The following is a 24,001-nucleotide window of genomic DNA, read 5'->3' as shown; positions in this document are numbered from 1 at the left end:
CCTCGCGCGGTTCCCCGCGCCCCTGGGGCCCTGCAAGCGGGCGTGCGTGCACGGGGAGCAGGCTCACGTTCCAGCCGCCCGCGAACATCAGGCCGACGCCGGCCGCCTCGCGGCCGGTGAGCAGGAGCACCCACGCGCCCACGCTCAGCGCAGCGCACAGCGCCCAGACGAGCGGTCTGCGCCGGGGTATCGAGAGCATCGATCTCCTCCCGCACGGGGTCACGGGGTGGGGACGGAACCAGCCTCAGCGTATGCGCGGGGAGCACGAACGGCCCCTCCCCTGAGCCACTCGGGGCTCAGGGGAGGGGCCGTTCGCGACACGCAGCGACTCGCGGCAGCGACTACGCCGCGACAACGTCCATCGCGCTGGCCTTGGGCACCAGCGAGGGCACGCGCTCGGCCGGCGGGACCGGCACGGGCTCCAGCAGGGCCGGGCGGACCGCCTCACCGGCGGCCAGCTCGGCGAGCGAAAGCTCGTCGCTGACCTCGCGCATGACCTCGGACATGCGCACGTCCAGGGCGTCACAGATAGCGGAGAGCAACTCGGACGAGGCCTCCTTCTGTCCGCGCTCGACCTCGGAGAGGTAACCGAGCGAGACCCGCGCGGCAGCCGACACCTCGCGCAGGGTGCGGCCCTGGCGCTGGCGCTGCCGACGCAGCACGTCACCCAACAGACGACGGAGCAGGATCATCGGTTGCTCCCTCCTTGGACCGCGGCTCGGAACCTCACAGCCCCACCGTACCGCCTGCCCCGCATCACGTGCGGGGAGCCTGGTCGTGTTCACTCTGGGCTGCATCCATGGCCCCTCCCCTGTTGTTCGCGGTATCGTCCGCGAATCTTTCCGGCCCGTCCCTTGTGTTCTTCCCGGTGGGAACGGGCTTCCTAACCCACCGGTTTGCCCTCCAGTACGCTGACGAGCAAGTCCACGGCGGCCTCAACCGCCTTGCGTCGGATTGTGGCACGATCCCCTGACAGGCGTAGGGGAGTGACCAATTCTCCACTCGTCCCCGCCGACGGTTCGAACGCGACGGCGACGAACACCGTGCCGACCGGCTGCCCGTCCTGCGGATCCGGACCGGCCACGCCCGTCGTCGCGACGCCGATGTCGGCGCCCAGCAGTCGTCGCACGCCGCGGGCCATCTGCGCGGCGACGTCCGGGTCGACCGCGCCGCGCGTGGCCAGCAGTTCCGGGTCCACTCCGAGGACGGAACCCTTGAGCTCGGTGGCGTAAGCCGTCACCGAGCCGCGGAACGCCTTGGAGGCTCCGGGCACGGCCACGAACTCGGCCGCGAGCAGGCCGCCGGTCAGCGACTCCGCGACCGCGAGGGTGGAACCCGCGCGGACCAGCTCCGCCAGCGCCCGCTCGGCGCTCATCGCGCCGGACCCGCCTGCCCGCCCGCGACCTGCCCGGCCTGCCCCGACTGGCCGGCCCGGGCGGCGAGGCCCTCGCGGCGCAGGACCAGCGCCTGACGCACGTAGTCGACCCCACTGCCCACGGTGAGCAGGACGGCCACGCCCATCAACCACCAGCGTGCCGACGCCAGCGGACCCGTCAGGGGCAGTACGTACATGCCGACCGCGATTCCCTGGGTCAGCGTCTTGATCTTGCCGCCGCGGCTCGCGGGGATCACGGCGAAGCGGATCACCCAGAAGCGCATCAGGGTGATCCCGATCTCGCGGACCAGGATGACCACCGTCACCCACCAGGCCAGATCGCCGAGCGCGGAGAGGCCGATCAGCGCGGTGCCCATGATCGCCTTGTCGGCGATCGGGTCGGCGATCTTGCCGAAGTCGGTGACCAGGCCCATCCGGCGGGCCAGCTCGCCGTCGAAGAGGTCGGTGATCATGGCGATCGCGAAGGCGGCCCAGGCGTAGGCGCGCCACTTCGGGTCGTGTCCGCCATCAGCGAACAGCAGCGCCGCGAAGATCGGAACGATCACCAGACGGAGCATCGTCAGCAGGTTCGGGATGTTCCACAGCCCTGCCTGGCCGTCGGCGTCCCCCACCCCAGCGGGCTCCGGAGCCGCCGGAGCACCGGCTCTCGCGGCCCCGCCGCCCCCCGAGGTCTGATTCACGCTCGCGCTCCGACCGGCCGGGTCACCTCGGCGTAGAGGTCCACTCCCTCACTCGCGGTGACCTTGGCCTCCACGAAGTCTCCGGGAGCGAGGTCCTCGACGTCACCGAGCAGGATCGTGATGCCGTCGGTCTCCGGCGCCTGGTGCGCGGCGCGGCCGATCACCCCGTCCTCGCCGTCGTTCGACTCGACCATCACCCGCACCGTGCTGCCGATCCGCTGCTCGGCCCGCTGCGAGGTCAGCTCCTCCGCGAGGCGGCTGAAGCGGGCGAGGCGTTCGGCGACCTCGTCCTCGGGCAGCTTGCCGTCGTAGCCGGCGGCCTCGGTGCCCTCCTCGTCCGAGTAGCCGAAGACGCCGATGGCGTCCAGGCGGGCGCCGGTGAGGAAGCGCTCCAGCTCGGCCAGGTCGTTCTCGGTCTCGCCGGGGAAGCCGACGATGAAGTTGGAGCGGACGCCCGCCTCCGGCGCCTTGGCGCGGATCTGGTCCAGCAGCTCCAGGAACCGGTCGGTGTCGCCGAAGCGGCGCATGCGGCGCAGCACGTTGGGCGCCGAGTGCTGGAACGACAGGTCGAAGTAGGGCGCGACGTTCTCGGTGGAGGTCAGCACGTCGATCAGGCCGGGCCGCATCTCCGCGGGCTGGAGGTAGCTGACGCGCACCCGCTCGACGCCCTCGACGGCCGCGAGCTCGGGCAGCAGCGTCTCCAGCAGGCGGATGTCGCCGAGGTCCTTGCCGTACGAGGTGTTGTTCTCGCTGACCAGCATGACCTCGCGGACGCCCTGCTCGGCGAGCCAGCGGGTCTCGTTCAGCACGTCCGAGGGCCGCCGGGAGAGGAAGCTGCCGCGGAAGGCCGGGATCGCGCAGAAGCTGCAGCGCCGGTCGCAGCCGGACGCGAGCTTGACGCTCGCCACGGGGTTGTCGTCCAGGCGGCGGCGCAGCGTGCGGGGGCCGGAGGCGGGGGCGAGGCCGTCCGGGAGGTCTTCGATCTTCGCGTCCTCGGCCGGGGTCTCCCCGTGGCCCGGGATCGCGACGCCCTCGGCGGCGGACTGGCGCTCCGCGGGCGTGAGCGGGAGCAGCTTGCGGCGGTCGCGCGGGACGTGCGAGATGTGCTTCTCGCCGGAGAGGATGGTCTGCAGGCGCTCGGTGATGTCCGCGTAGTCGTCGAACCCGAGCACGGCGTCGGCCTCCGGCAGCGCCTCGGCGAGCTCCTTGCCGTAGCGCTCGGCCATACAGCCGACCGCGACGACGGCCTGGGTGCGGCCGTGACCCTTGAGGTCGTTGGCCTCCAGCAGGGCGTCGACGGAGTCCTTCTTGGCGGCGTCGACGAAGCCGCAGGTGTTCACGACGGCGACGTCCGCGTCAGCGGCGTCGGCCACGAGCTCCCACCCGTCGGCCTCCAGCCGCCCGGCGAGTTCCTCGGAATCCACCTCGTTGCGGGCGCATCCAAGGGTGACGAGAGCGACTGTACGGCGTTCGGGCATGTCGCCAAGGTTACCGGGCGGGCGAGCTTTCAATGTCCAGGGGCGCAGTTGCACTCACCTCAGGGGCGCGGGGAACTGCGCGAGAAACCCATCCGAGGGGGATGGCCCTGCTCACATCGGGACCATCCGCACATCAGTGGCTTGTCGCGCAGTTCCCCGCGCCCCTGGATGGTGCAACTACCTGCGGGAGCGCATCCGACCCAGTCGCGCCCACGCAGGGGGCACCTCCCGGCCGAAGGCTGGGGGAGGAGCCGCAAATCAGCACAGCCCCGCGCCCCCGCGCCCATGTCGCCTAGCCGGCGACGGGGTCGCCCGGGGTGTAGGTGACGTTCACGACCTGGCCGTCGCCGCCGGCGGTGCCGAGGTCCTTGCCGTTGGCCCAGACGTGGACGCCGCCCGCGTTGCCGAAGACCAGCTTGAGCTGCTTGTTGTCGGTGAAGGTCTGGCTCTGCCCCTGGGCCAGGTCGCCCTCGAAGATGACCTTGCCGGTGCCGTCCTTGACCATCATCCAGCTGTCGCCGTTCTGCGCCAGCAGCTTCACCGTGACCTTGCCCGCCGGGGCGGCCGCGATCGCGCTGCCCTTGACGGGGGCCGGGGTGGAGGACGGGAGGGTCGGGTGGAGGACGGGACCGATCGAGGGGGTGGCCGCCGCGGACGGGGTGTTCGCCGCGGCGGGGGTCGCGTGCGGGCTCTGGGCGAGGTTGAAGCCGATCACCGCGATGACCACGACGATCGCGGCGACCATGGCCGCCGTCCAGTTCGGACGGCGCCGCTCCGCCGAGATGCGGCGGTCGCCGACGTTCTCGAACAGGGGGACCTTCGCGTCCTGCGGCGCGCCGCCGTGGGCCGCGTCGTAGCGGCGGACCAGCTCGTCGCCGTCGACGCCGACCGCGCGCGCCAGCGCGCGGACGTGGCCGCGGGCGTAGAAGTCGCCGCCGCAGCGGCTGAAGTCGTCCTCCTCGATGGCGTGCACGATCGGCACGCGGACCCGCGTCTCCGCGCTGACCTCGTCGACGGTCAGCCCGGCGGCCACGCGAGCGTTGCCGAGCACCTGACCGATGGAGGGCTCGTTCGCGAGGGGTTCGGTCGATCCGGAGGCGGTCGTGCCGGTCGTCACAAGGGGCGCCTTTCCAACGTGGGCGGCCAGGGCATCTCAGGGGGCTTCTCAAGAGGGTCGCGACCCCCCGTGAACGCCGTCGAAACACCAGTCTAGGGGGCGGGTCTGAGCCCCGCTCAACCGGGATTCGGCCGAAAGGGAAGCTCTGCGTCCCGATCGTTATCGGGAGGATCCGCGCACCACTGAGGCGCGTGTTGACGGAGTGTCGGAAGACGACACGCAACGGACCGCGCGATGGTTCCCGCCCGGTCGTATCAACGACAACGAGATCCGAACGGGTACGTGTACGCCCGCTCATTCCCCCCGGAGAGTGAGCAAAACCCCGTCGAGCTCATCCGGCTGAACCAGGACGTCGCGCGCCTTGGATCCCTCGCTCGGCCCGACGATGCCGCGCGACTCCATCAGGTCCATCAGCCGGCCCGCCTTGGCGAAGCCGACCCGCAGCTTGCGCTGGAGCATCGAGGTGGAGCCGAACTGGGTGGAGACGACCAGCTCGGCGGCCTGGACCAGCAGGTCCATGTCGTCGCCGATCTCCTCGTCGATCTCCTTCTTCGGGCCCGAACCGACGGTGACGTCGCTGCGGTACTCGGCCTGGAGCTGCGCCTTGCAGTGCTCGACGACGCCGGCGATCTCCTCCTCGGTGATGAAGGCGCCCTGCATGCGCACCGGCTTGCCCGCGCCCATCGGCAGGAAGAGCGCGTCGCCCTTGCCGATCAGCTTCTCCGCGCCGGGCTGGTCGAGGATGACCCGGCTGTCGGCGAGGGAGGAGGTGGCGAAGGCGAGCCGCGAGGGCACGTTCGCCTTGATCAGCCCGGTGACGACGTCCACCGAGGGACGCTGCGTGGCGAGCACCAGGTGGATGCCGGCGGCGCGGGCGAGCTGGGTGATGCGGACGATGGAGTCCTCGACGTCGCGCGGGGCGACCATCATCAGGTCGGCGAGCTCGTCGACGATCACCAGCAGGTACGGGTAGGGCGTCAGCACCCGCTCGCTGCCCAGCGGCGGCTGGAGCTTGCCCGACCGCACCGCGCGGTTGAAGTCGTCGACGTGGCGGAAGCCGAAGGCGGCGAGGTCGTCGTAGCGCAGGTCCATCTCGCGGACCACCCACTGGAGCGCCTCGGCGGCCTTCTTCGGGTTGGTGATGATCGGCGTGATCAGGTGCGGCACGCCCTCGTAGGCGGTGAGCTCGACGCGCTTGGGGTCGACCAGGACCAGCCGCACCTCCTCCGGCGTGGCCCGCATCAGCACCGAGGTGATCAGGCAGTTGATGCAGGAGGACTTGCCCGCGCCGGTGGCGCCGGCGACGAGGATGTGCGGCATCTTGGCGAGGTTGGCCATGACGGTCTGGCCCTCGACGTCCTTGCCCATGCCGACGAGCATCGGGTGCGCGTCGCCGGTGGAGGCGGGCGAGCGCAGCAGGTCGCCGAGGTTGACCATCTCGCGGTCGGTGTTCGGGATCTCGATGCCGACCGCCGACTTGCCGGGGATCGGGCTGATGATCCGGACGTCGGGGCTGGCGACGGCATAGGCGATGTTCTTGGCCAGCGCGGTGATCCGCTCGACCTTGACCGCCTGGCCGAGCTCGACCTCGTAGCGGGTGACCGTCGGGCCGCGGGTGAAGCCGGTGACGGCGGCGTCGACCTTGAACTCGGCAAAGACACCCATCAGCGAGGCGACCACGTCGTCGTTGGCCTTGGAGCGGGCCTTGCCGGGGCCGCCGCGGGTCAGCAGGTCCGGGGAGGGCAGCCGGTAGTGGCCGCCGTCGGGCAGCTTCAGCTGCTCGGAGCGGAGCGGCGGGATCGCGCCGTCACCCGCCGCCTGGGAGGCGTCGGTGCGGGCGGCCGGCACCTCGGGGGCGTGGTCCGGCATCGGCGGGGCGTCCGCCGGCATGTCGAAGGGCGCGTCGAGCGACGGGGTGTCGGACGGGGGCGTGCGGTCCTTGACCCGGCCGAGCATGTCGGCGAGGGCGGCGGACGGCTGGACGCCGTGCATCACCGCGCCGTCGAGCTCGGCGGCGGCCGCGGCGGCGACACCGATGGTGTCGAACGGGTCCGGCTGGTCCGCGTCGGAGGCGGCGGTGCCCACGCGGCGGCGCGGACGGCGGCGACGGGTCGGCGCCACCTCGCCTTCGCGCTCCATCGCGCTGCGCTTGGCCTCCAGGACCGCGCGCTCCTCGGGGGTCCCGGGCTCCCCCTCGAAGTCGCCGAAGCCGATCCCGTCGAGACCCTCCAGCCCGTCGAGCCCGGCCTCCTCGTCGAAGTGTCCGTAGGCGTCCGGGCGCGGCTCGATGATCGACAGTCGCTCCCCGAGCAGCCGCAGCCGCTGCGGGATCTGGTTCACCGGCGTGGCGGTGACCACCAGCAGGCCGAAGAAGGAGACGAGCGTCAGGAACGGCACGGCGAGCGCGGGCCCCGCGGCGGCCATCAGCCAGCGGGAGGCGGCCAGGCCGATCAGCCCGCCGGACTCGCGGATCCGCCCGGCGCCCGCAGCGAGGCTGGGCGCGCCGTAGCTGATGTGGATCAGGCCGAGGACGCCGACGGTCAGCGCGCCCAGGCCGATGACGATCCGTCCGTTGGCCTCGGGCCGCTCCGGGTGGCGCATCAGCCGCACGGCGATGCCGAAGAGCAGCACCGGCACGACGGCGGTCAGCTTGCCGAAGGCGCCCTTGACCACGTCGGTGACGGCGACGCCGAGCCAGCCCTGCGGGTCGGACCAGGAGCCGGCGGCGATCAGCAGCGCGAGGGCGATCAGCAGCAGCGCCAGGCCGTCCTTGCGGTGGGCCGGGTGCAGGTTCTTGGCGCCGTTGCCGAAGCCGCGGGCGACCGCGCCGACGCCGTTGGCGACGCCGAGCCAACTGCCGCGCACGGCACGGTAGGCGATCGGCTTCGGCGGCCTGGGCGCGGGCGGCGCGGGGGCGGCGGCCGCCTTCTTGGCGGGCGCCTTCCTCGCGGGGGCGGCGGCCTTCTTGGCCGGGGCCTTCGCCGCGGCCTTCTTGGCGGGTGCCTTGGCGGGCGTGGCCTTCTTCGCCGTCCCCGCGCCTCGGGTCTGCGAACCGCTTCCGGACGTGCGTGTGGCCATGGCGTTCAGATTACTAGCGAGAACAGGGGTGCAACACGTGCTGCACGTGGTTGCTCCGCTCGTGTCGCGGCACGCGTGCCGACCACCCACCCGTCAAGCACGACACGCCGTCAGGCGTCGCCGTTCCCGCCCCGGTTCGGGTTGCCCGGCTCCAGGGCGTCGATCGCGCGGCGCAGACCGGCGAGGCGGCGCTCCAGGTGCGTGGCGGTGGCGACGGCGGCCTGGTCGGTGCCCTCGGCGAGCTGCTTGGTGAGCGCCTCGGCCTGCTCCTCGACGGAGGCGAGCCGGGCGGAGAGCTCGGAGAGCAGCCCGGCGCCGGGGGCCTGACCGGCCTCCAGTTGCAGGCGCAGCAGCGCGGCCTGCTCCTTGAGCTGGCAGTTCTTCATGTACAGCTCGACGAAGACGGAGACCTTCGCGCGCAGCACCCACGGGTCGAACGGCTTGGAGATGTAGTCCACCGCGCCGGCCGCGTAGCCGCGGAAGGTGTGGTGCGGACCGTGGTTGATCGCCGTGAGGAAGATGATCGGGATGTCCCGGGTGCGCTCGCGGCGCTTGATGTGGGCGGCGGTCTCGAAGCCGTCCATGCCGGGCATCTGCACGTCGAGCAGGATGACCGCGAAGTCGTCGTTGAGGAGCGCCTTGAGCGCCTCCTCGCCGGAGCCCGCGCGGACCAGGGTCTGGTCGAGCGCGGAGAGGATCGCCTCCAGCGCGAGCAGGTTCTCGGCGCGGTCGTCGACGAGCAGGATCTTGGCCTTCTGCACCTTGGCCTGCCCTCCTCGCGCCGGTCCTGTCGCCGGTGCGGCGGTCGCCGCCCCCCGGTGAGTGTCGGATTCGTACGTCACTCGTGTGTCCACCACTGCCCTGCCGACGGTCATGCTAGCCGCACCTCACTGCCCGCACCCGGTGAACTGCTCGCCTCCGGTCACCGTTCCGGTACCGGTAGCAACGCCGAGTGACCTTATCCCGTTCCTGTGTCACGGAGCCACCACCCTGACGAGTGGGGACAACCGATTCCTGACGGATCGTCCGGGGGTGCGGTGCCGGATGGATGCCCGGTGACCCACCGTTCAACCGGGCCGCGCACGGGCTCGGACGCATATGCCCCGGTCCCGTGCACGCCTGGACGATCGGCTCTCAGGCTTGCCTGGCCCGCAGCCAGTGCTCCATCACCCCCAGCAGGTGATCGGTGTCCACGGGCTTGGTGACGTGGTCGGAGGCGCCGGCGGCCAGGCTCTTCTCGCGGTCGCCCTTCATGGCCTTGGCCGTCAGCGCGATGATCGGCAGACCCGCGAACTGCGGCATGGAGCGGATCGCCTCGGTCGTGGCGTAGCCGTCCATCTCCGGCATCATGATGTCCATCAGCACCAGCTCCACGTCCTCGTGCTGCTCCAGCACCTCGATGCCCTCACGGCCGTTCTCCGCGTACAGCACCGCGAGCCCGTACGTCTCCAGCACGCTGGTGAGCGCGAAGACGTTGCGGATGTCGTCGTCGACGATGAGCACCTTCTCGCCGCCGAACCGGCCCGAGAACGGCGCGAAGGATCCCTCACGCGCCCCCTCCTCCGGACCGGCTTCGATCTCCTCCGGACGGTGCAGCGACGCCGGCGGCGCCACGGGCACGTCGGCCCGGACCGGGACGGTCGGCGACACGGTCGAGGTGGAGGCCGACACCGAGGGCGCGCGTCGGCGCTCGTGCGCCGCCTCGATGACCTCCTGGGCCCACAGCTCCGCCGGGCTCGTGCCCGCGTGGCCGTGGCCGTCCGCCGCTGCGGCGTCGTGCTCGGCGGCCTCGCGCAGCGGCAGGTAGAGGGTGAAGGTGGAGCCCCGGTCGATCTCGCTCTCGGCGTAGATCTCGCCGCCGAGCAGCCGGGCGATCTCGCGGGAGATGGAGAGCCCGAGGCCGGTGCCGGCGTACTTGCGACTGGTGGTGCCGTCGGCCTGCTTGAACGCCTCGAAGATCTCCCCGAGCTTGTTCTGCGGTACGCCGATGCCGGTGTCGGTCACCGAGAAGGCGATCAGCGGCTCCTCCGGGTCGGCGATCGCGCCGGACTCCAGCAGCTGCTCGCGGATCGCCTGCGGCACCGGGTGCTCGCCGCCGGAGCCGCCCGCGGGCTGGATCAGCAGCTCGACCGCGCCGGAGTCGGTGAACTTGACCGCGTTGGAGAGCAGGTTGCGCAGCACCTGCTGGAGGCGCTGCTCGTCGGTGTGCAGGGTGACCGGCAGCTCCGGCGAGACCCGCACCGCGAAGTCCAGGCCCTTGTCGGCGGTCAGCGGCCGGAAGCCCGCCTCGACGTAGTCGACCAGCTGCACCAGCGCGATGCGGGCCGGACGGATGTCCATCTTGCCCGCCTCGACCTTGGACAGGTCCAGGATGTCGTTGATCAGCTGGAGCAGGTCGGAACCGGCGCCGTGGATGGTCTCGGCGAACTCGACCTGCTTGGGGCTGAGGTTGCCCTCGGCGTTGTCGGAGAGCAGCTTGGCGAGGATCAGCAGCGAGTTGAGCGGCGTGCGCAGCTCGTGCGACATGTTGGCCAGGAACTCGGACTTGTAGCGGGTGGAGAGGGCCAGCTGCTCGGCTCGCTCCTCCAGCACCTGCCGGGCCTCCTCCATCTCGGAGTTCTTGATCTCGATGTCGCGGTTCTGCACCGCGAGCTGCTCGGCCTTCTCCTCCAGCTCGGCGTTGGAGCGCTGCAGCTCCTCCTGCCGCGCCTCCAGCTCCGCCGACCGCATCGACAGTTCGGCCGTCAACCGCTGGGACTCCAGCAGCAGGCCCTCGGTCTTGGTGTTGACCGCGATGGTGTTGACGGTGACGCCGATCATCTCGGCGATCTGGTCCAGGAAGTCCATGCTGATCTTGGTGAACGGGTTGAACGAGGCCAGCTCGATCACGCCCAGCAGCCGGCCCTCGAACAGCACCGGCATGACGATCACGTTGACCGGAGCTGCCTCGCCGAGCCCGGAGGCGATCTTCAGGTATCCGGGCGGGGCGTCCTTGAGCAGGATCGGCTTCTTCTCGATCGCCGCCTGCCCGACCAGGCCCTCCCCCAGGTGGAACGAGGTCGGCATGGCCCGGCGCTGGTAGCCGTAGGAGCCGATCAGGCGCAGCACGGTGTCGTGCTCGATCGTCTCCTCGCCCGCGTCGACGGTCATCTCGTTGCGCAGCGCCGGCATGGCCAGGAAGAAGGCGCCGTGCTGGGCGGAGACGACCGGGGTCAGCTCGCTCATGATCAGCGAGCTGACCGCCTCCAGGTCCCGGCGGCCCTGCATCAGACCGGAGATCCGGGCCAGGTTGGTCTTCAGCCAGTCCTGCTCCTGGTTGGTCCGGGTGGTCTCGCGCAGGTTGGCGATCATCTGGTTGATGTTGTCCTTGAGCTCGTCGAGCTCACCGGCCGCGTCCACGTCGATGCGCAGGCTCAGGTCGCCGCGGGTCACCGCGGTGGCGACCTGGGCGATGGCGCGCACCTGGCGGGTCAGGTTGCCCGCCAGCTCGTTGACGGACTCGGTCAGGTCCTGCCAGGTGCCGGCGACCCCCGGCACACGGGCCTGGCCGCCCAGGCGTCCGTCGGTGCCGACCTCTCGGGCGACGCGGGTGACCTCGTCGGCGAACGCAGAGAGCTGGTCGACCATCGTGTTGATGGTGGTCTTCAGCTCCAGGATCTCGCCGCGCGCGTCGACGTCGATCTTGCGGGTCAGGTCGCCCTTGGCGACGGCCGTGGTGACCTGGGCGATGTTGCGGACCTGGCCGGACAGGTTGTCGGCCATCAGGTTGACGTTGTCGGTCAGGTCCTTCCACATGCCCGCGACGCCGGGGACGCGGGCCTGGCCGCCCAGGATGCCCTCGGTGCCCACCTCGCGCGCCACGCGGGTCACCTCGTCGGCGAAGCCGGAGAGCTGGTCGACCATCGTGTTCAGGGTGTCCGCGAGCGCGGCGACCTCGCCCTGGGCGTCGATGGTGATCTTCTTCGACAGGTCGCCACCGGCCACGGCCGTCGCGACCTGGGCGATGTTGCGCACCTGGAAGGTGAGGTTCGAGGCCATCAGGTTGACGTTCTCGGCCAGGTCGCGCCAGATGCCCTCGACGCCCTTGACCCGGGCCTGGCCGCCCAGGATGCCCTCGGTGCCCACCTGCCGGGCCACCCGGCTCACCTCGTCGGCGAAGACCGAGAGCTGGTCGACCATGGTGTTGACGGTGGTGACCAGCTCCAGGATCTCGCCACGCGCGTCGACGGTGATCTTCTTGGACAGGTCGCCGCGGGCCACGGCCGTGGTGACCTCGGCGATGTTGCGGACCTGGTTGGTCAGGTTGTTGGCCATCAGGTTGACCGAGTTGGTCAGGTCCTTCCAGGTGCCCGAGACGCCCGGCACCCGGGCCTGACCGCCCAGGCGGCCCTCGGTGCCGACGTCCGTGGCCACCCGGGTCACCTCGTCCGCGAAGGCGGAGAGCTGGTCGACCATCGTGTTGAGCGTCGTCTTCAGCTGGAGGATCTCGCCGCGGGCGTCCACGGTGATCCGCTGCGTCAGGTCACCGCGCGCGACCGCCGTCGAGACGGTCGCGATGTTGCGCACCTGGAAGGTGAGGTTGGACGCCATGAAGTTGACGTTGTCGGTCAGCCCGCGCCACACGCCCGCCGCGCCCGGCACCATCGCCTGACCGCCGAGGATGCCCTCGGTGCCGACCTCGCGCGCCACACGCGTCACCTCGTCGGCGAACGCCGAGAGTTGGCCGACCATCGCGTTGATGGTGTTCTTCAGTTCCAGGATCTCGCCGCGCGCGTCGACCTCGATGGTCTGCGACAGGTCGCCGCGCGCCACGGCCGTGGTCACCTGGGCGATGCTGCGGACCTGGCCGGACAGGTTGTCGGCCATCAGGTTGACGTTGTCGGTCAGGTCCTTCCAGGTGCCGGCCACGCCCGGCACCTGCGCCTGGCCGCCGAGCTTGCCCTCGGTGCCCACCTCGCGCGCCACGCGGGTGACTTCGGAGGCGAAGCCGGAGAGCTGGTCCACCATCGTGTTGACGGTGTTCTTCAACTCCAGCATCTCGCCCGCGACCTGGGCGGTGACCTTGCGCGACAGGTCGCCCTTGGCGACGGCCGTGGTGACCAGCGCGATGTCGCGCACCTGCGCGGTCAGCCGGCTGGCCATCATGTTGACCGAGTCGGTCAGGTCCTTCCACGAGCCGGACATGCCGCGCACTCGCGCCTGGCCGCCCAGCTTGCCCTCGGTACCGACCTCCACGGCCAGCCGGGTCACCTCGTCGGTGAACTCCGAGAGCTGCTCGACCAGTCCGTTGACGGTCCGGCCCACCTTGAGGAACTCGCCGCGCAACGGGTGCGAGCCGCCGTCGGGGCCGAGCGCGCGCAGCTCCATCCGCTGCTGCAGGTCACCCTCGGCGATCGAGCCGAGCACCCGGCCGACCTCGGCCATCGGCCGGGCCAGGTCGTCGATCAGCGCGTTGGAGTTGTCGATCGCCGTCGCCCAGGCGCCCTCGCAGGAGCCCACCTCCAGCCGCTCGCCGAGCCGTCCCTCACGCCCGACCGCGCGACGCACCCGGGCCAACTCCCCGGTCAGGTGCTGGTTGCGCTCGGCGACCTGGTTGAAGACCGCGGCGATCTCCGCCACCACCGAGTCCCCTGGCACGGTCAACCGCTTGCGGAAGTTGCCGTCGCGCATGGCCGTCAGAGCGGTCAGCAGCTTGCGCAGATCGGCCGCGTCGGCGCCCGGGCCGCCACGGCGGGATTGCCGCGTGCCGCCGGGCTTCGCCACGACCGCCGTCGCCCTGCTCGAATCCACCGGCGTGCCTCCAGAGTTGCGTTGATCGCCGCGCGTGGGACGCTTCCCCACAATCTAACGACCCAGGCGGGTTGGGGGAGGGCCATGGACGGGTATCGGCATCGCTGAACACCGTCCGCACACCGTCCGCCCGCCTGTCAGGTGCAGATCGAGTCACCGAACGTACCGGCTTCGCTCCCCAAGCGGTACCGGGGATCAGTAACCTGACGGCACAGGTCGGTGTTTGTCCCAGTGAAGCCGGGCCCGACGGCGTCCGGCAGAGGCCGGACGCGTAACGTGAGCCGGGAGCCCGGAAGAAGGAGGAGGCGCCTCGTGGGTGACGCCACCGCGCGGGCCGCCGCCACGTTCGAGCCCGTCGGCCGCTCCGTCGCCGCCGCGCGTGCGTTCGTGCGCGACACGCTCCAGGGCTGGGGCTTCGGCGAGGTCGTCGACGACGCGGTGGTACTGGTCAGCGAGCTGGTGACGAACGCCGTCGTGCACGCGGGCACCGCCGCCCTGGTGGAACTGGCGCGCCAGGACGACCAGGTGCGCGTCGAGGTCGGCGACCGCTATCCGCGCCGCGCCCTGCCGATCTACCCCGGCGCCGAGGAGGGCCCCGCCGCCACCGCCGAGTTGGAGCGCGAGGGCGGGCGCGGCCTGCTGCTCTGCGCCGCGCTCGCCAAACGCTGGGGCGTCGACTACACCGCGACCGACAAGCGCGTCTGGTTCACCCTCCACCTGCCCACCCGTCCCACCGGCACCAGGGCCGCCGGACCGCTCACGCCCGACGCCCTGCTGCCCGAGGCGGAGGAGCAGGTCCACGTCGCCGTGGTGCAGGTCGACGGTGAGGGTTTGGTCTCCGCCTGGAACCAGGACGCCGAACTGCTCTTCCAGCACCCCGCCGTCAAGGCCGTCGGCCGCCCGTTCGCGGAGCTGGCCGCCTGGCCCCAGACGCCCGGCACCGGTCTCGGCGTCGACGAGGCGCTGCGGCTGTCGCGCTGGGAGGGCAGCTACGCCATGCGCCGCGGCGACGGCCGCCTGCTCGGCGTCTACGGCTCCCACCTGCGCGTGCGCGACACCCACGGCAACCCCTCCACCGTCTGCCTGCTGGTGCGCGAGCAGGAGCGCGCGGTACTGCAGACGCCCTCGCGCGGTGCCCAGGGGGGTGGCGCGGAAGCCGGCGCCCGCGCGGACGGACCGGCCATGGACGCCTTCCTCGGCCCGCTCACCGGCGGCCAGGCCCCCGACGACCTCGACGGACTGCTCCAGCGCACCGTCGAGCGCGCCCGCGACCTGCTCGACGGCGACGCCGCCTACCTGCTGCTGGCCACCGACGACGAGACCGAGCTGGAGGTGCGCGCCAGCTGCGGCCTGCCGTCGGGGCGGCAGCGCTTCGCGCGGGTGCCGGTCGAGTCCGGTGTCGGCCGCTACGGCTCCGCCCGGCTCCCCACCGTCCACGAGGACCTGGCCGACTCCCCCGGCGCGGTGCCGCTGCTCGGCGGCACCGGGCTGCGCTCGGTGGTCACCGTGCCGCTCAAGGTCGAGGGCCGGCTGACCGGCTCCCTCGCCGTGGCCGCGCAGTCACCCGGCCAGTACCGCAACGACGACGCGCTGCGGCTGCAGTTCGCCGCCGACCGGATCGCGCTGGCGGTCGAGAGCGCGCGGCTGACGGAGCTGGAGCGGCTGCGGCGCGGTTCGCTGTCGTTCCTCGTCGAGGCCTCCGACCTGCTGGCCGGCACCCTGGAACGGGACCAGACCTTGGCGCTGGTCGCGCAGATGACCGTGCCGACGCTCGCCTCCTGGTGCGCGGTCTACACGACGTACACGGGCGTCGACCCGTCCGTCCCCGAGCTCGCCTACGTCCTGCACGAGGACGAGGAGCAGATCGACGGCCTGCGCGCCCTGCTGGAACGCATCGCGCCCCCGGAACCGCTGAACACGCCCGGCGCGCGGGAGTGGCCCGCACCCACGGACGCGGCGCAGGACGCCGCGCTGCGCGCCACCCTGCGGGCCCGCACGCAGGGCGCGGGCGAGACGGCCGCGCAACGCGCGGCGCTCGCCACGGCCGCGACGGTGGGTGGCGACACGGTGGTACTGCCGCTGGTCGCCCGCAACCGCGTCATCGGCATCCTGACGCTCGGCAAAGCGGCCGACGAGAAGTTCCGCCGCGAGATCCTGGAGCTGGCCGAGGACCTCTCGCGCCGGGCGGCGCTCGCGCTGGACAACGCCCGCCTGTACTTCGAACGCACCGCCACCTCACGGGCCTTGCAGCGCAGCCTGCTGCCGCCCGCGGTGCCGCGGGTGCCCGGCGTCGAGGTCGAGGTCATCTACCGCGCGGCGGGCGAGGGCAACGAGGTCGGCGGCGACTTCTACGACATCTTCCCGATCCGCGAGGGCACCTACGGCTTCGCCATCGGCGACGTCTGCGGCACCGGCCCCGAAGCAGCCTCCGTCACCGGGCTCGCCCGCCACTCGTTGCGGCTGCTCGCCCGCGAGGGCCTGGCCGCACCGGAGGTGCTGAAGCGCCTGAACGCCGCCATCCTCGACGAGGGCGACCGCGGCCGGTTCCTGACACTGCTCTACGGCGAGATGACCCCGCGCCAGGACGGCTCCGTCGAACTGCGCACCGTCTGCGCGGGGCACCCCCTGCCGCTGCGGCTGCGCCCCGACGGGACCGTCTGCGCCGCGGCCTCGCCGCAGCCCCTGCTCGGCGTCCTCGACGACCTCGACCTGGAGACCGAGACCCTGGTCCTCGAACCGGGCGACGTCCTCCTGTGCGTCACCGACGGCATCACCGAACGCCGTGACGGCCCCCGCATGCTCGGCGACGACGGCCTCGCCGAGGTCCTCACCACCTGCACCGGCCTCACCGCCGGCGCCGTCGCCACCCGCGTCCTGCGCGCGGTGGAACGCTTCGCCGCCGACCCCGCCTCCGACGACATGGCCATCCTGGCCCTCCGCGTCCTGGGCGCCCCGGCGCCCCAGGCGCGGTAGTCGGCTCCGCTCAGCCCTGACGCGTCAGCACGACCACCGGGACCAGGCGCACCGCCCGCTCCTGGAAACCCTCGAAGCAGGGGGTGCGCCGCACCTGCTCCGCCCGGAGCCGCTCGCGCTCCGCGCCCTCGGCCACCGACGCCGACGCCGTCACCCGGTATGCCTCGGTCCCGGCCTCGAGCCGTGCGTCGGGACCGGCGAGCAGGCTGTGGTAGCAGCCCGGACGGTTCGGGCGGCCGCCGGTGGACCGGAATTCGTCGATCACCAGCTGGTTCCGTCGAAGGCGCTCCGACATGTGCTCCACCCCGTCAGGAATCCGCCCGCCCTTGGCCGCCGGGCGCCAGCAGACGTACGAGTGCGAACAGTACGGCGATCAGCAGGGCCCACGAGCCCCACTCGTGCGTGGAGACCGGCCGCCAGCCGTGGCGTTGGTACGGGTAGCGCCAGGCGCCCAGAAAGGTGGCGATGTTCTCGGCGAGCCAGAGGAAGAAGCCGATGAGGACGAAGGAGAACGCCAGCGGCATGCGGTGGTCGCGGCCGCCGACGGTGTAGTGGACGGTGGTGCCCCACAGCGCGACCGCCAGCATCGCCGCCAACGGCCAGCGGACGTCCGGCAGCCAGTGGTCGGTCAGGAAGTTGACGAAGACCGCGCCCGCGAGCAGCGGGACGGCGACGCGGCGGTAGCCGGTGACGCGGAGGCGGAGCATGCGCCAGGCGCAGCAGACGTAGCTGCCGACCGCCGCGTACATGAAGCCGCTGTAGAGCGGCACCCCGCCGATCTTGCTGAGCGCCTGCTCCGGGTAGCTCCAGGAGCCGACCCGGACCTTCACCAGTTCCAGGGCCAGACCCAGCACGTGGCAGGCCAGCACGGCCACCACGTCGCGGCCGGACTCGACCCCGAGCGTCCACATCAGCGCGGTGAGCGCGATGCCGTAGGCGAGCAGCAGGTCGTAACGGGCCAGTGGCAACGCCGGGGCCACGCGGATCGCCGCCATGCCGGCGAAGAGCAGGACCGAGAAGGTACAGCACTGAGCCTGGGTCCAGCCGAATCGAAGGAGTTGCCGCACAGTAGGCGAGGACGGTCCGGCGGACGAACCCGGTTCCCTGCGCCAAACCTTCACAACCGGGACGTCCCGGCTTGTCCGGGTCTGGGAGCGTCGGGTTTTCTGTGAGACGGGAGTGACCCCTGTTGCGCGCCTACGCGCGTCCCTAGCATCGGCCGGGTGTCCCGCACCTCCCGTCGCGCTCCGTTCGCCGCCGTCGTCACCGCCGGTGTGCTGGTCGCGGTCTGCGTGGCCGCGGCCTACGCCGATCCCACCTCGTTGTTCGCGCCGCTGCCGTGGTCCGCCTTCCAGGTGACGCCCGTACGCGGGGTGTGGTCCGTGGCGGGGGTCGCGGTCTTCCTGCCGGTGCTCGTGGTGGTGACTGCCTGGGGCACCGCCGTGTCGTTCCGGGGCGCGGCCGTCGCGACCGGACGCAAGCGGATGGTCTTCCGGCTCTGGGGCGTCACCATCCTCGCGACCGCCCTCGCGCGGCTCGCGCAGATGATCGCGGAGACCGCGGGCGTGGGGATCCACGGCGGCGCGCGGACGCTGGTGGCGACCGCCCTGTGGGACTGCGGGCTGCCCGCCTCGCGGGTCGCGTTGATCGGCTGGGTCCCGGCCGTCCTCGGCGCCTACGCGCACCGGTACCGGCCACGGCCCGAGGGGCCGAAGCGCAGGCGACTGCCGACGCCGCCGCACTACGGATGGCGCTGGTGCCTGACCGGGACGGCGCTCCCGCTCGCCCTGCTCGGCCCGCTCGTCGGGCCCATGCTCTGGGAGGGCTCGCCCGCCGCCGCGTTCTACGGCGAGCAACTGAGCCTGCGGCGGATGCCGTTCGGCCTCGACCTCGGCCCGGCCCGGTTCTCCGTCGAGCTGGTGACCGCGGCGATCGTGGGCGCGATCATGCTGGCCCGCTCCTCGCGGCGGTTCGACTACACCCGCCCGGCCGACCTGCTGCTCGGCGGCTGGCTCGCCGCCCTCGGCGGCGGCGCGGCCGCCGGAACCGTCCAGGCACTCCTCGCGCTGCCGCGCGACCTCCAGGGCTCCGACCTGTTCGTCGTCCCCGACGCCGCGCTGCGGATCGGCACCGGGCTCTCCCTCGGCGTCGCCTTCGGCTGGGCCGTCGTCCCCTCGCTGCTGCTGTTCAGCCGCCTGCTGGACGTCATCTCCGGGCAACGGCGCCGCTTCGCGACCGTGCTGGCCTCCGCCACCGTGCTGGCACTCGGGTCCTGGCTGCTCGCGCAGGCCACGCCGAGCGTGGCGACGACCACCCCCACCCTCGACGCCGGTGCCCGCGCCACCGCGAACGCACCGCTGCCCGCGCTCACCGTCCGCCCGGCCACCTCGACCTCCGCCGCACTGATCAGCGACGTGGACGGCCGCCAGGTGCTGCTCCGCGGCGTCAACGTCAACCAGCTCGTCGACTACGCCGCCCCGCCGACACCCGGCCGCCAGACCGTACGGCCGCTCGGCGACTCCGACTTCGCACAGATGGCCGCGCTCGGTTTCGACGTCGTCCGGCTCGACCTGTCCTGGTCCGCGCTGGAGCCGAGCCGCGGGCAGTACAGCCAGACCTACCTGGACCGGATCAAGGCCACCGTGGCCATGGCCGCCCGGCACGGCCTCTACACCGACCTGGACATGCACGAGGACGCCTGGGGTGCGGCCATCGCCGCCCCGGCCGGCACCGGCTGCCCGAGCGGCAGCTCGCCCTCCCTCGGTTACGACGGCGCGCCGGCCTGGGCCACCCTCACCGACGGCGCCTCCCGTTGCCAGGGCCTGAGCCGGGACCTCACCCCCGCCAACACCCGGGCGTTCACCGCCTTCTACCACGACACCGACGGCATCCAGACCGAACTCGTGAGCGCCTGGGCCATGCTGGCGCGCACCTTCGGCAACGACCCGGCCGTCGCCGGCTACGGGCTGCTCAACGAGCCCGGTATCGGCGACGATCCGCCCGCCACCTCCTCGGTGCTGCTGGGCGCCTACGAGAACCGGGCCGTCCAGGCGATCCGGAGTGCCGAGCAGCAGGTCGCCGGAGGCTTCCCGCACCTGGTCTTCATCGAGCCGAGCGTGCTCTGGTCCGGTCTGGGCTTCGACGCGGCACCGCCGCGTGGCTTCAGCGCCGACCCGTACCTGGTCTTCGCCCCGCACCTGTACAGCCAGTCCATCACCATGGACCAGTCGCTCGGGCTGACGCTGGTCTCCGTCGAGCGCGGCTTCGCCCTCGCCGAACAGCAGGCACAGGCCTACGGGATGCCACTGTGGGCCGGCGAGTGGGGCTGGTTCGGCTCCACGACCGGGACCGCGGGCAGCCCGGCCGACCCGTCCGGCAGCCCGGCGATGCTGCACCGGTTCGCCGCCGTCGAGGACCAGGCCAGGATCGGGGACGCCTACTGGGTCTGGAAGCAGGCCTGCGGCAGCCCCGAGAGCGACCAGCATGCGACCGTCGTCGGCAACCTCGTCGGCGTGGACTGCGCCACCGGCAAGGACGTGGCCCCTTCGGCCGCGACCGTGGCCGTGCTGTCGCGCGCCTACCCGCGCTCGGCGCCAGGCACGCTCACCGCCCTGACCTCCGACACCATCAGCGGCGCGTTCTCCCTCACCGGCGCCACGCCCGTGGCGACCGCCGCGGGACCGGCCTGCACCCTGGACGTCTGGTATCCGGGAACGGCCAAGCCCACGCCGACGGCCACGGGCATCGCCCGGCTGACGGTACGCCAGGTGCCGGGTGGCTGGCGCATCACGGGCTGTGCCAGCGGTGACTACCGGCTGTCGATCGACTGACCGGCCCGGTGACCGGGCGCGAATGCGTCGGACACGGCCTCTACACCTGCCATCAGCGGCTCCGCCGATGATTTTCGCATTTGCTCGATATCACTCTGATTACGGTATGTTGACGAGCCGTCACTGTCGGGTACTGGACAGTTGTCGGACATCGGCGGCCGGAAGCCGACCCGACCGTCGACCAGCATCACCAGTGAAAGGAGCCCCCGTGAGCAACGAAGCCGCGGTGGCCAACAACCGCTCCCTCACTCTCGGTGCCGCAGCGGGATCGCTCGGCTACCTCGCCCTCGGCCTCACCCTCCTGGCCGTCGGCATCGTCTCCACCGGCGTCATCCACAACACCACCGTCGCCGACACCCACGGCCTGACCCTCTGGGTCGGCGGGGTCGCCCTGTTCATCTGCGGGCTGCTCGAGTTCCGCGGCGGCAGCAACGCCACCGGCACCGCCTTCGCCGGCCTCGGCGCCCTCTGGGTCGTCGCGTCGGAGACCTCACCCTCGTCCGCCAACGCGGCCGGACTCTTCTACATCCTCTGGGCCCTGCTGGCACTCGCGCTCACCGCATCGCAGTGGCGCGGCGGGAGCCTGCTGCTCCGCGGGGTCTACGGCCTGTTCACCGTCGCCCTGATCCTCTGGGCCGTCGGTGCCTTCGCCACCAGCTCCGGCCTGGACAAGACGGCAGGCTGGGTGGCCGCGGTGGCGGGCCTGCTCTCCTGGTACGCGGCGACGATCTCGCTCGGCGGCAGCACCTGGGCCGGGCTCAATCTCCCCGTCCGCTGACCGCACGCACGGGGGCGGGCGGAGACCCGAGGGGGGCCTCCGCCCCGCCTTCCGCCCCCACCCCGCTCACGACGGCACGGCGCAGCAGGTACGCGGCCCGCGACCGGGCCGCGTACCACTGCACGAGGTAGGCCAGCAGCAACAGCGCGATCGCGGCCACCCCGTCCAACCAGTAGTGGTTGGCCGTGACCACCACGACCGCCACCGTCAGGATCGGATGGGCCAGAACCAGCCAGCGCCAGCGACTCCGGCTCACCTTGATCACCGCGACGGCCACCAGCACGCACCACGCCACGTGCACCGAGGGCATCGCGGAGTAGGAGTCGGCCTGCAACCCGCCGATCGTCGTCCCGTAGACGGACTGCCCGTACTGGACCGCCACGTCCACCATGCCGTCGTCGGGCAGCAGCCGCGGCGGCGCCACGGGTATCAGCTGCACCAGCAGGGACCAGGCCGTCACCAGGACCAGGGTCATCCTGACCCAGGGATACGCCTCCCGGTGGCGCAGGAAGAGCCAGATCAGCAGCGCGATGACCGCGCCGAAGTGCAGCGACGCGTAGTAGTAGTCGGCTCCCTGGATCAGCCACGGGTGCGGCAGCGCCCAGCCCTGGACCCTGGCCTCGCTGGGCAGATGGAGCCACCGCTCGGCGTTCCAGATCGCCTCCCCGCGCGCGTAGGCGCCGTCCCCGCTCATGACGGAGATCTGCCCGGCGTACTGCCAGATCGCGAAGAGCCCGACGACCACGGCCGCCTCACGCAGCACGAGCCCCACGTTGACCCGCCGCGGCGACGGCGCGCCGACGCGCCGCACGGCCACCGAGGCGGCGAAGGCCGCCACCGCCAGCGTGCCCGCCGACTGCCAGTTCAGCGTGAGGTTCAACACCGCGCCGACCCCCTTTCGATGCGCTCACCGTAGTGCCTACCTCGGACGACGCGCGCGCCGGGGGCGGGTCGGCCCGGGTTCACGCAAGCGGCTGGAGCGGGTGCCGGATCAGCAGGGACGCCCGGACCGGTTCGTCGCCCAGGGCGGCGTAGGTGTGCGGGGAATCCGAGACCCAGGAGGCGTGCTCACCGGCCCGCACCACGACCGGCTCGCCGACCGGACCCACCTGCGCGGTGCCGGAGAAGACGGTCAGGTACTCGACCACACCGGCCGGGTGCGCGGGCGATGTCTGCAACAAGCCCGGACGGATCTCCAGCCGGTAGAGCTCGGTGCTGACCCCGCCGTCCTGGAAGGCCTCCAACAGCTGGGCGGCCACCGCTGTCCCGCGCACCTCCGGCACGCGCAAGGGCTCGCCCGGCGTGGAGAGCAGCATCGCCAACGGCACGCCCAACTGCCCCGCGATCGCGTAGAGCGTCTCCGCGGTGGGATTGCGTGATCCGGTCTCCAGGCCTGACAGCGTCGCCTTGCCGACGCCGGCACGCCGAGCGAGTTCGGACAGGCTGATGCCACGCTGCGCGCGCAGCGCGCGAATGCGGTCGCCCGTCGCGGCAGCCGCCTCCGCCGACCACGGTCCGGGATTCTCCATGGTGCCGAGTATCTCGCGCCGACTATCGTTCCGTTTATGGAACACGCGCGGATACCCGTCCAACCACTCACCGCGGGACTGATCACCGCCGTGGTCGGCTTCAGCAGCTCCTTCGCCCTCGTCCTGACAGGCCTGCGCGGCGTCGGGGCCGACCGCGACCAGGCCGTCTCCGGACTCCTGCTGCTCTGCCTCAGCATGGGCGGTCTGGCTGTCTGGCTCGGCCTCCGGTACCGACAGCCGATCAGCATCGCCTGGTCCACGCCCGGCGCCGCGCTTCTGGCGAGCGCCGGGGTCCCGGCAGGCGGCTACCGAGCCGCAGTGGGCGCCTTCGTCCTGTGCGGCCTCCTGCTCACACTGACCGGACTCTGGCCCCGACTGAGCCGCCTGGTCGCCGCGATCCCACCCTCGCTGGCGACGGGTCTGCTGGCGGGCGTGCTGCTTCCGCTCTGCCTCGCCCCTGTGCAGGCGGCCTTCCACCTTCCCGGCCTCATGCTGCCGGTGCTCGCGGTCTGGGCACTGCTGATGCGCTGGGCACGTCGGTGGGCAACCCCCGGCGCCCTGGTCGCGCTGCTGATCGTGCTGGCCGTCCGCACTCCACTGCACTTCGGCGGGGCCGCCGGTTCCCTGTTCCCGCGCGTCGACATCACGACACCCGCGCTCAGTTGGTCCGCGGCGATCGGGATCGCGCTACCCCTCTACGTCATCACCATGGCCTCCCAGAACATCCCGGGCATCGCCGTCCTGCGTCACTTCGGCTACCAGCCACCGGTACGCCCCATCCTCACCGCGACAGGCATCAGTACGACGGCAACGGCATTCGGCGGCGGCTACGCCGTCAACCTGGCAGCCATCACGGCCGCGCTGGCCGCCGGCCCGGACGCCCACCCGGACCGCGACCGCCGGTGGATCGCCTCCGTCACCGCCGGCGCCTGCTACATCCTGCTCGGACTGACAGCAGGGGCCTCCGCCGTCCTGCTGACGCAAGCGCCCCCGCAACTCGTCGAAGCCATCGCCGGCCTCGCACTGCTGCCGACGCTGGGTTCGGCCCTGTCGTCCGCGCTGGGAGAGGAGAAGGGACGCGAGGCCGCGGTGCTCACCTTCGTCATTGCTGCATCCGGGGTATCCGCGTACGGCATCGGGGCGCCGGTGTGGGCGCTCGCCGCCGGGCTCGCGCTGCGACTGCTGATCTGACCCGGAACGCAGTGAAGCCCCCTGACCGGAGGTCAGGGGGCTTCACTGTAATAGTTGTTCGGCGGTGTCCTACTCTCCCACAGGGTCCCCCCTGCAGTACCATCGGCGCTGTGAGGCTTAGCTTCCGGGTTCGGAATGTAACCGGGCGTTTCCCTCACGCT

Annotated in this window: 16 protein-coding genes and 1 rRNA gene; 4 read left to right on the top strand and 13 right to left on the bottom strand. The window is 72.0% G+C overall.

What is annotated here, in order from left to right; translation table 11 throughout:
* Positions 1–341 precede the first annotated feature (341 nt).
* The 8 genes from ABH931_RS31445 to ABH931_RS31410 form a co-directional block, all read right to left on the bottom strand.
* The gene (locus ABH931_RS31445; RefSeq protein ID WP_042374105.1) at positions 342–692 is read right to left on the bottom strand and encodes a helix-turn-helix domain-containing protein; all 351 of its coding nucleotides are present in this window, start codon (positions 690–692) and stop codon (positions 342–344) included.
* 191 nt (positions 693–883) lie between these two features.
* A complete protein-coding gene (locus ABH931_RS31440) occupies positions 884–1,375 on the bottom strand; it encodes a CinA family protein (RefSeq protein WP_370120847.1) in 492 nt (163 codons plus the stop codon).
* Entirely contained in the window at positions 1,372–2,007 is a 636-nt protein-coding gene (gene pgsA / locus ABH931_RS31435; RefSeq protein ID WP_370120845.1) for a CDP-diacylglycerol--glycerol-3-phosphate 3-phosphatidyltransferase, read from the bottom strand. Before pgsA ends, ABH931_RS31440 begins: the two co-directional genes overlap by 4 nt.
* Positions 2,008–2,072: 65 nt before the next feature.
* Positions 2,073–3,554, bottom strand: a complete 1,482-nt coding sequence (gene rimO / locus ABH931_RS31430; protein ID WP_370120842.1) for a 30S ribosomal protein S12 methylthiotransferase RimO — start codon at positions 3,552–3,554, stop codon at positions 2,073–2,075.
* A gap of 292 nt (positions 3,555–3,846) precedes the next feature.
* Complete coding sequence (locus ABH931_RS31425; protein ID WP_370120840.1) at positions 3,847–4,671, bottom strand: helix-turn-helix domain-containing protein; 825 nt, start codon at positions 4,669–4,671, stop codon at positions 3,847–3,849.
* Between the two features lie 294 nt (positions 4,672–4,965).
* Positions 4,966–7,749 carry a DNA translocase FtsK gene (locus tag ABH931_RS31420; protein ID WP_370120837.1) on the bottom strand — a complete coding sequence of 928 codons (2,784 nt, stop codon included), beginning with the start codon at positions 7,747–7,749 and terminating at the stop codon, positions 4,966–4,968.
* Between the two features lie 110 nt (positions 7,750–7,859).
* Positions 7,860–8,510, bottom strand: coding sequence for a response regulator (locus tag ABH931_RS31415; protein ID WP_370120834.1), 651 nt, complete (start codon positions 8,508–8,510; stop codon positions 7,860–7,862).
* Between the two features lie 373 nt (positions 8,511–8,883).
* Entirely contained in the window at positions 8,884–13,419 is a 4,536-nt protein-coding gene (locus ABH931_RS31410) for a HAMP domain-containing protein (protein ID WP_370121016.1), read from the bottom strand.
* A 396-nt stretch (positions 13,420–13,815) separates the two neighbouring features.
* Between ABH931_RS31410 and ABH931_RS31405 the strand changes: the two genes are divergently transcribed.
* Positions 13,816–16,512 carry a SpoIIE family protein phosphatase gene (locus ABH931_RS31405; RefSeq protein WP_370120831.1) on the top strand — a complete coding sequence of 899 codons (2,697 nt, stop codon included), beginning with the start codon at positions 13,816–13,818 and terminating at the stop codon, positions 16,510–16,512.
* A gap of 10 nt (positions 16,513–16,522) precedes the next feature.
* On the opposite strand, the gene ABH931_RS31400 is transcribed toward ABH931_RS31405, so the two are convergent.
* Both ABH931_RS31400 and ABH931_RS31395 read right to left on the bottom strand, forming a co-directional pair.
* Complete coding sequence (locus tag ABH931_RS31400) at positions 16,523–16,777, bottom strand: nitroreductase/quinone reductase family protein (RefSeq protein ID WP_370120828.1); 255 nt, start codon at positions 16,775–16,777, stop codon at positions 16,523–16,525.
* A gap of 43 nt (positions 16,778–16,820) precedes the next feature.
* Positions 16,821–17,579: a DUF817 domain-containing protein gene (locus tag ABH931_RS31395; RefSeq protein WP_370120825.1), complete on the bottom strand. Its 759-nt coding sequence runs from the start codon at positions 17,577–17,579 to the stop codon at positions 16,821–16,823.
* Positions 17,580–17,735: 156 nt separating this feature from the next.
* Between ABH931_RS31395 and ABH931_RS31390 the strand changes: the two genes are divergently transcribed.
* Both ABH931_RS31390 and ABH931_RS31385 read left to right on the top strand, forming a co-directional pair.
* Complete coding sequence (locus ABH931_RS31390) at positions 17,736–20,342, top strand: cellulase family glycosylhydrolase (RefSeq protein WP_370120822.1); 2,607 nt, start codon at positions 17,736–17,738, stop codon at positions 20,340–20,342.
* A 208-nt stretch (positions 20,343–20,550) separates the two neighbouring features.
* Positions 20,551–21,120, top strand: a complete 570-nt coding sequence (locus ABH931_RS31385; protein WP_370120819.1) for a GPR1/FUN34/YaaH family transporter — start codon at positions 20,551–20,553, stop codon at positions 21,118–21,120.
* Here ABH931_RS31385 and ABH931_RS31380 read toward each other — a convergent pair.
* Complete coding sequence (locus ABH931_RS31380) at positions 21,101–22,003, bottom strand: phosphatase PAP2 family protein (RefSeq protein WP_370120816.1); 903 nt, start codon at positions 22,001–22,003, stop codon at positions 21,101–21,103. The genes ABH931_RS31385 and ABH931_RS31380 overlap by 20 nt on opposite strands.
* 79 nt (positions 22,004–22,082) lie before the next feature.
* Entirely contained in the window at positions 22,083–22,649 is a 567-nt protein-coding gene (locus ABH931_RS31375) for a helix-turn-helix domain-containing protein (protein WP_370120813.1), read from the bottom strand.
* A 36-nt stretch (positions 22,650–22,685) separates the two neighbouring features.
* Here ABH931_RS31375 and ABH931_RS31370 point away from each other — a divergent pair, with 36 nt between their 5' ends.
* Positions 22,686–23,840 carry a benzoate/H(+) symporter BenE family transporter gene (locus ABH931_RS31370; RefSeq protein WP_370120810.1) on the top strand — a complete coding sequence of 385 codons (1,155 nt, stop codon included), beginning with the start codon at positions 22,686–22,688 and terminating at the stop codon, positions 23,838–23,840.
* A 56-nt stretch (positions 23,841–23,896) separates the two neighbouring features.
* Here ABH931_RS31370 and rrf read toward each other — a convergent pair.
* Positions 23,897–24,001: ribosomal RNA gene (gene rrf, locus ABH931_RS31365) — 5S ribosomal RNA — on the bottom strand; the annotation flags it as partial.

Origin of the sequence: Streptacidiphilus sp. MAP12-33 (assembly GCF_041261265.1) — a bacterium.
Lineage (GTDB): Bacteria > Actinomycetota > Actinomycetes > Streptomycetales > Streptomycetaceae > Streptacidiphilus.
The sequence above is the reverse complement of the archived record's forward strand: the minus strand, read 5'-3'. Positions and strand labels throughout refer to the sequence as shown.

What these genes read in the sequence shown, in the direction of transcription:
- ABH931_RS31445 (WP_042374105.1), bottom strand. Translation starts at nt 692, where the DNA reads ATGATCCTGCTCCGTCGTCTGTTGGGTGACGTGCTGCGTCGGCAGCGC.
- ABH931_RS31440 (WP_370120847.1), bottom strand. Translation starts at nt 1,375, where the DNA reads ATGAGCGCCGAGCGGGCGCTGGCGGAGCTGGTCCGCGCGGGTTCCACC.
- rimO (WP_370120842.1), bottom strand. Translation starts at nt 3,554, where the DNA reads ATGCCCGAACGCCGTACAGTCGCTCTCGTCACCCTTGGATGCGCCCGC.
- ABH931_RS31420 (WP_370120837.1), bottom strand. Translation starts at nt 7,749, where the DNA reads ATGGCCACACGCACGTCCGGAAGCGGTTCGCAGACCCGAGGCGCGGGG.
- ABH931_RS31410 (WP_370121016.1), bottom strand. Translation starts at nt 13,419, where the DNA reads ATGCGCGACGGCAACTTCCGCAAGCGGTTGACCGTGCCAGGGGACTCG.
- ABH931_RS31375 (WP_370120813.1), bottom strand. Translation starts at nt 22,649, where the DNA reads ATGGAGAATCCCGGACCGTGGTCGGCGGAGGCGGCTGCCGCGACGGGC.
- ABH931_RS31370 (WP_370120810.1), top strand. Translation starts at nt 22,686, where the DNA reads ATGGAACACGCGCGGATACCCGTCCAACCACTCACCGCGGGACTGATC.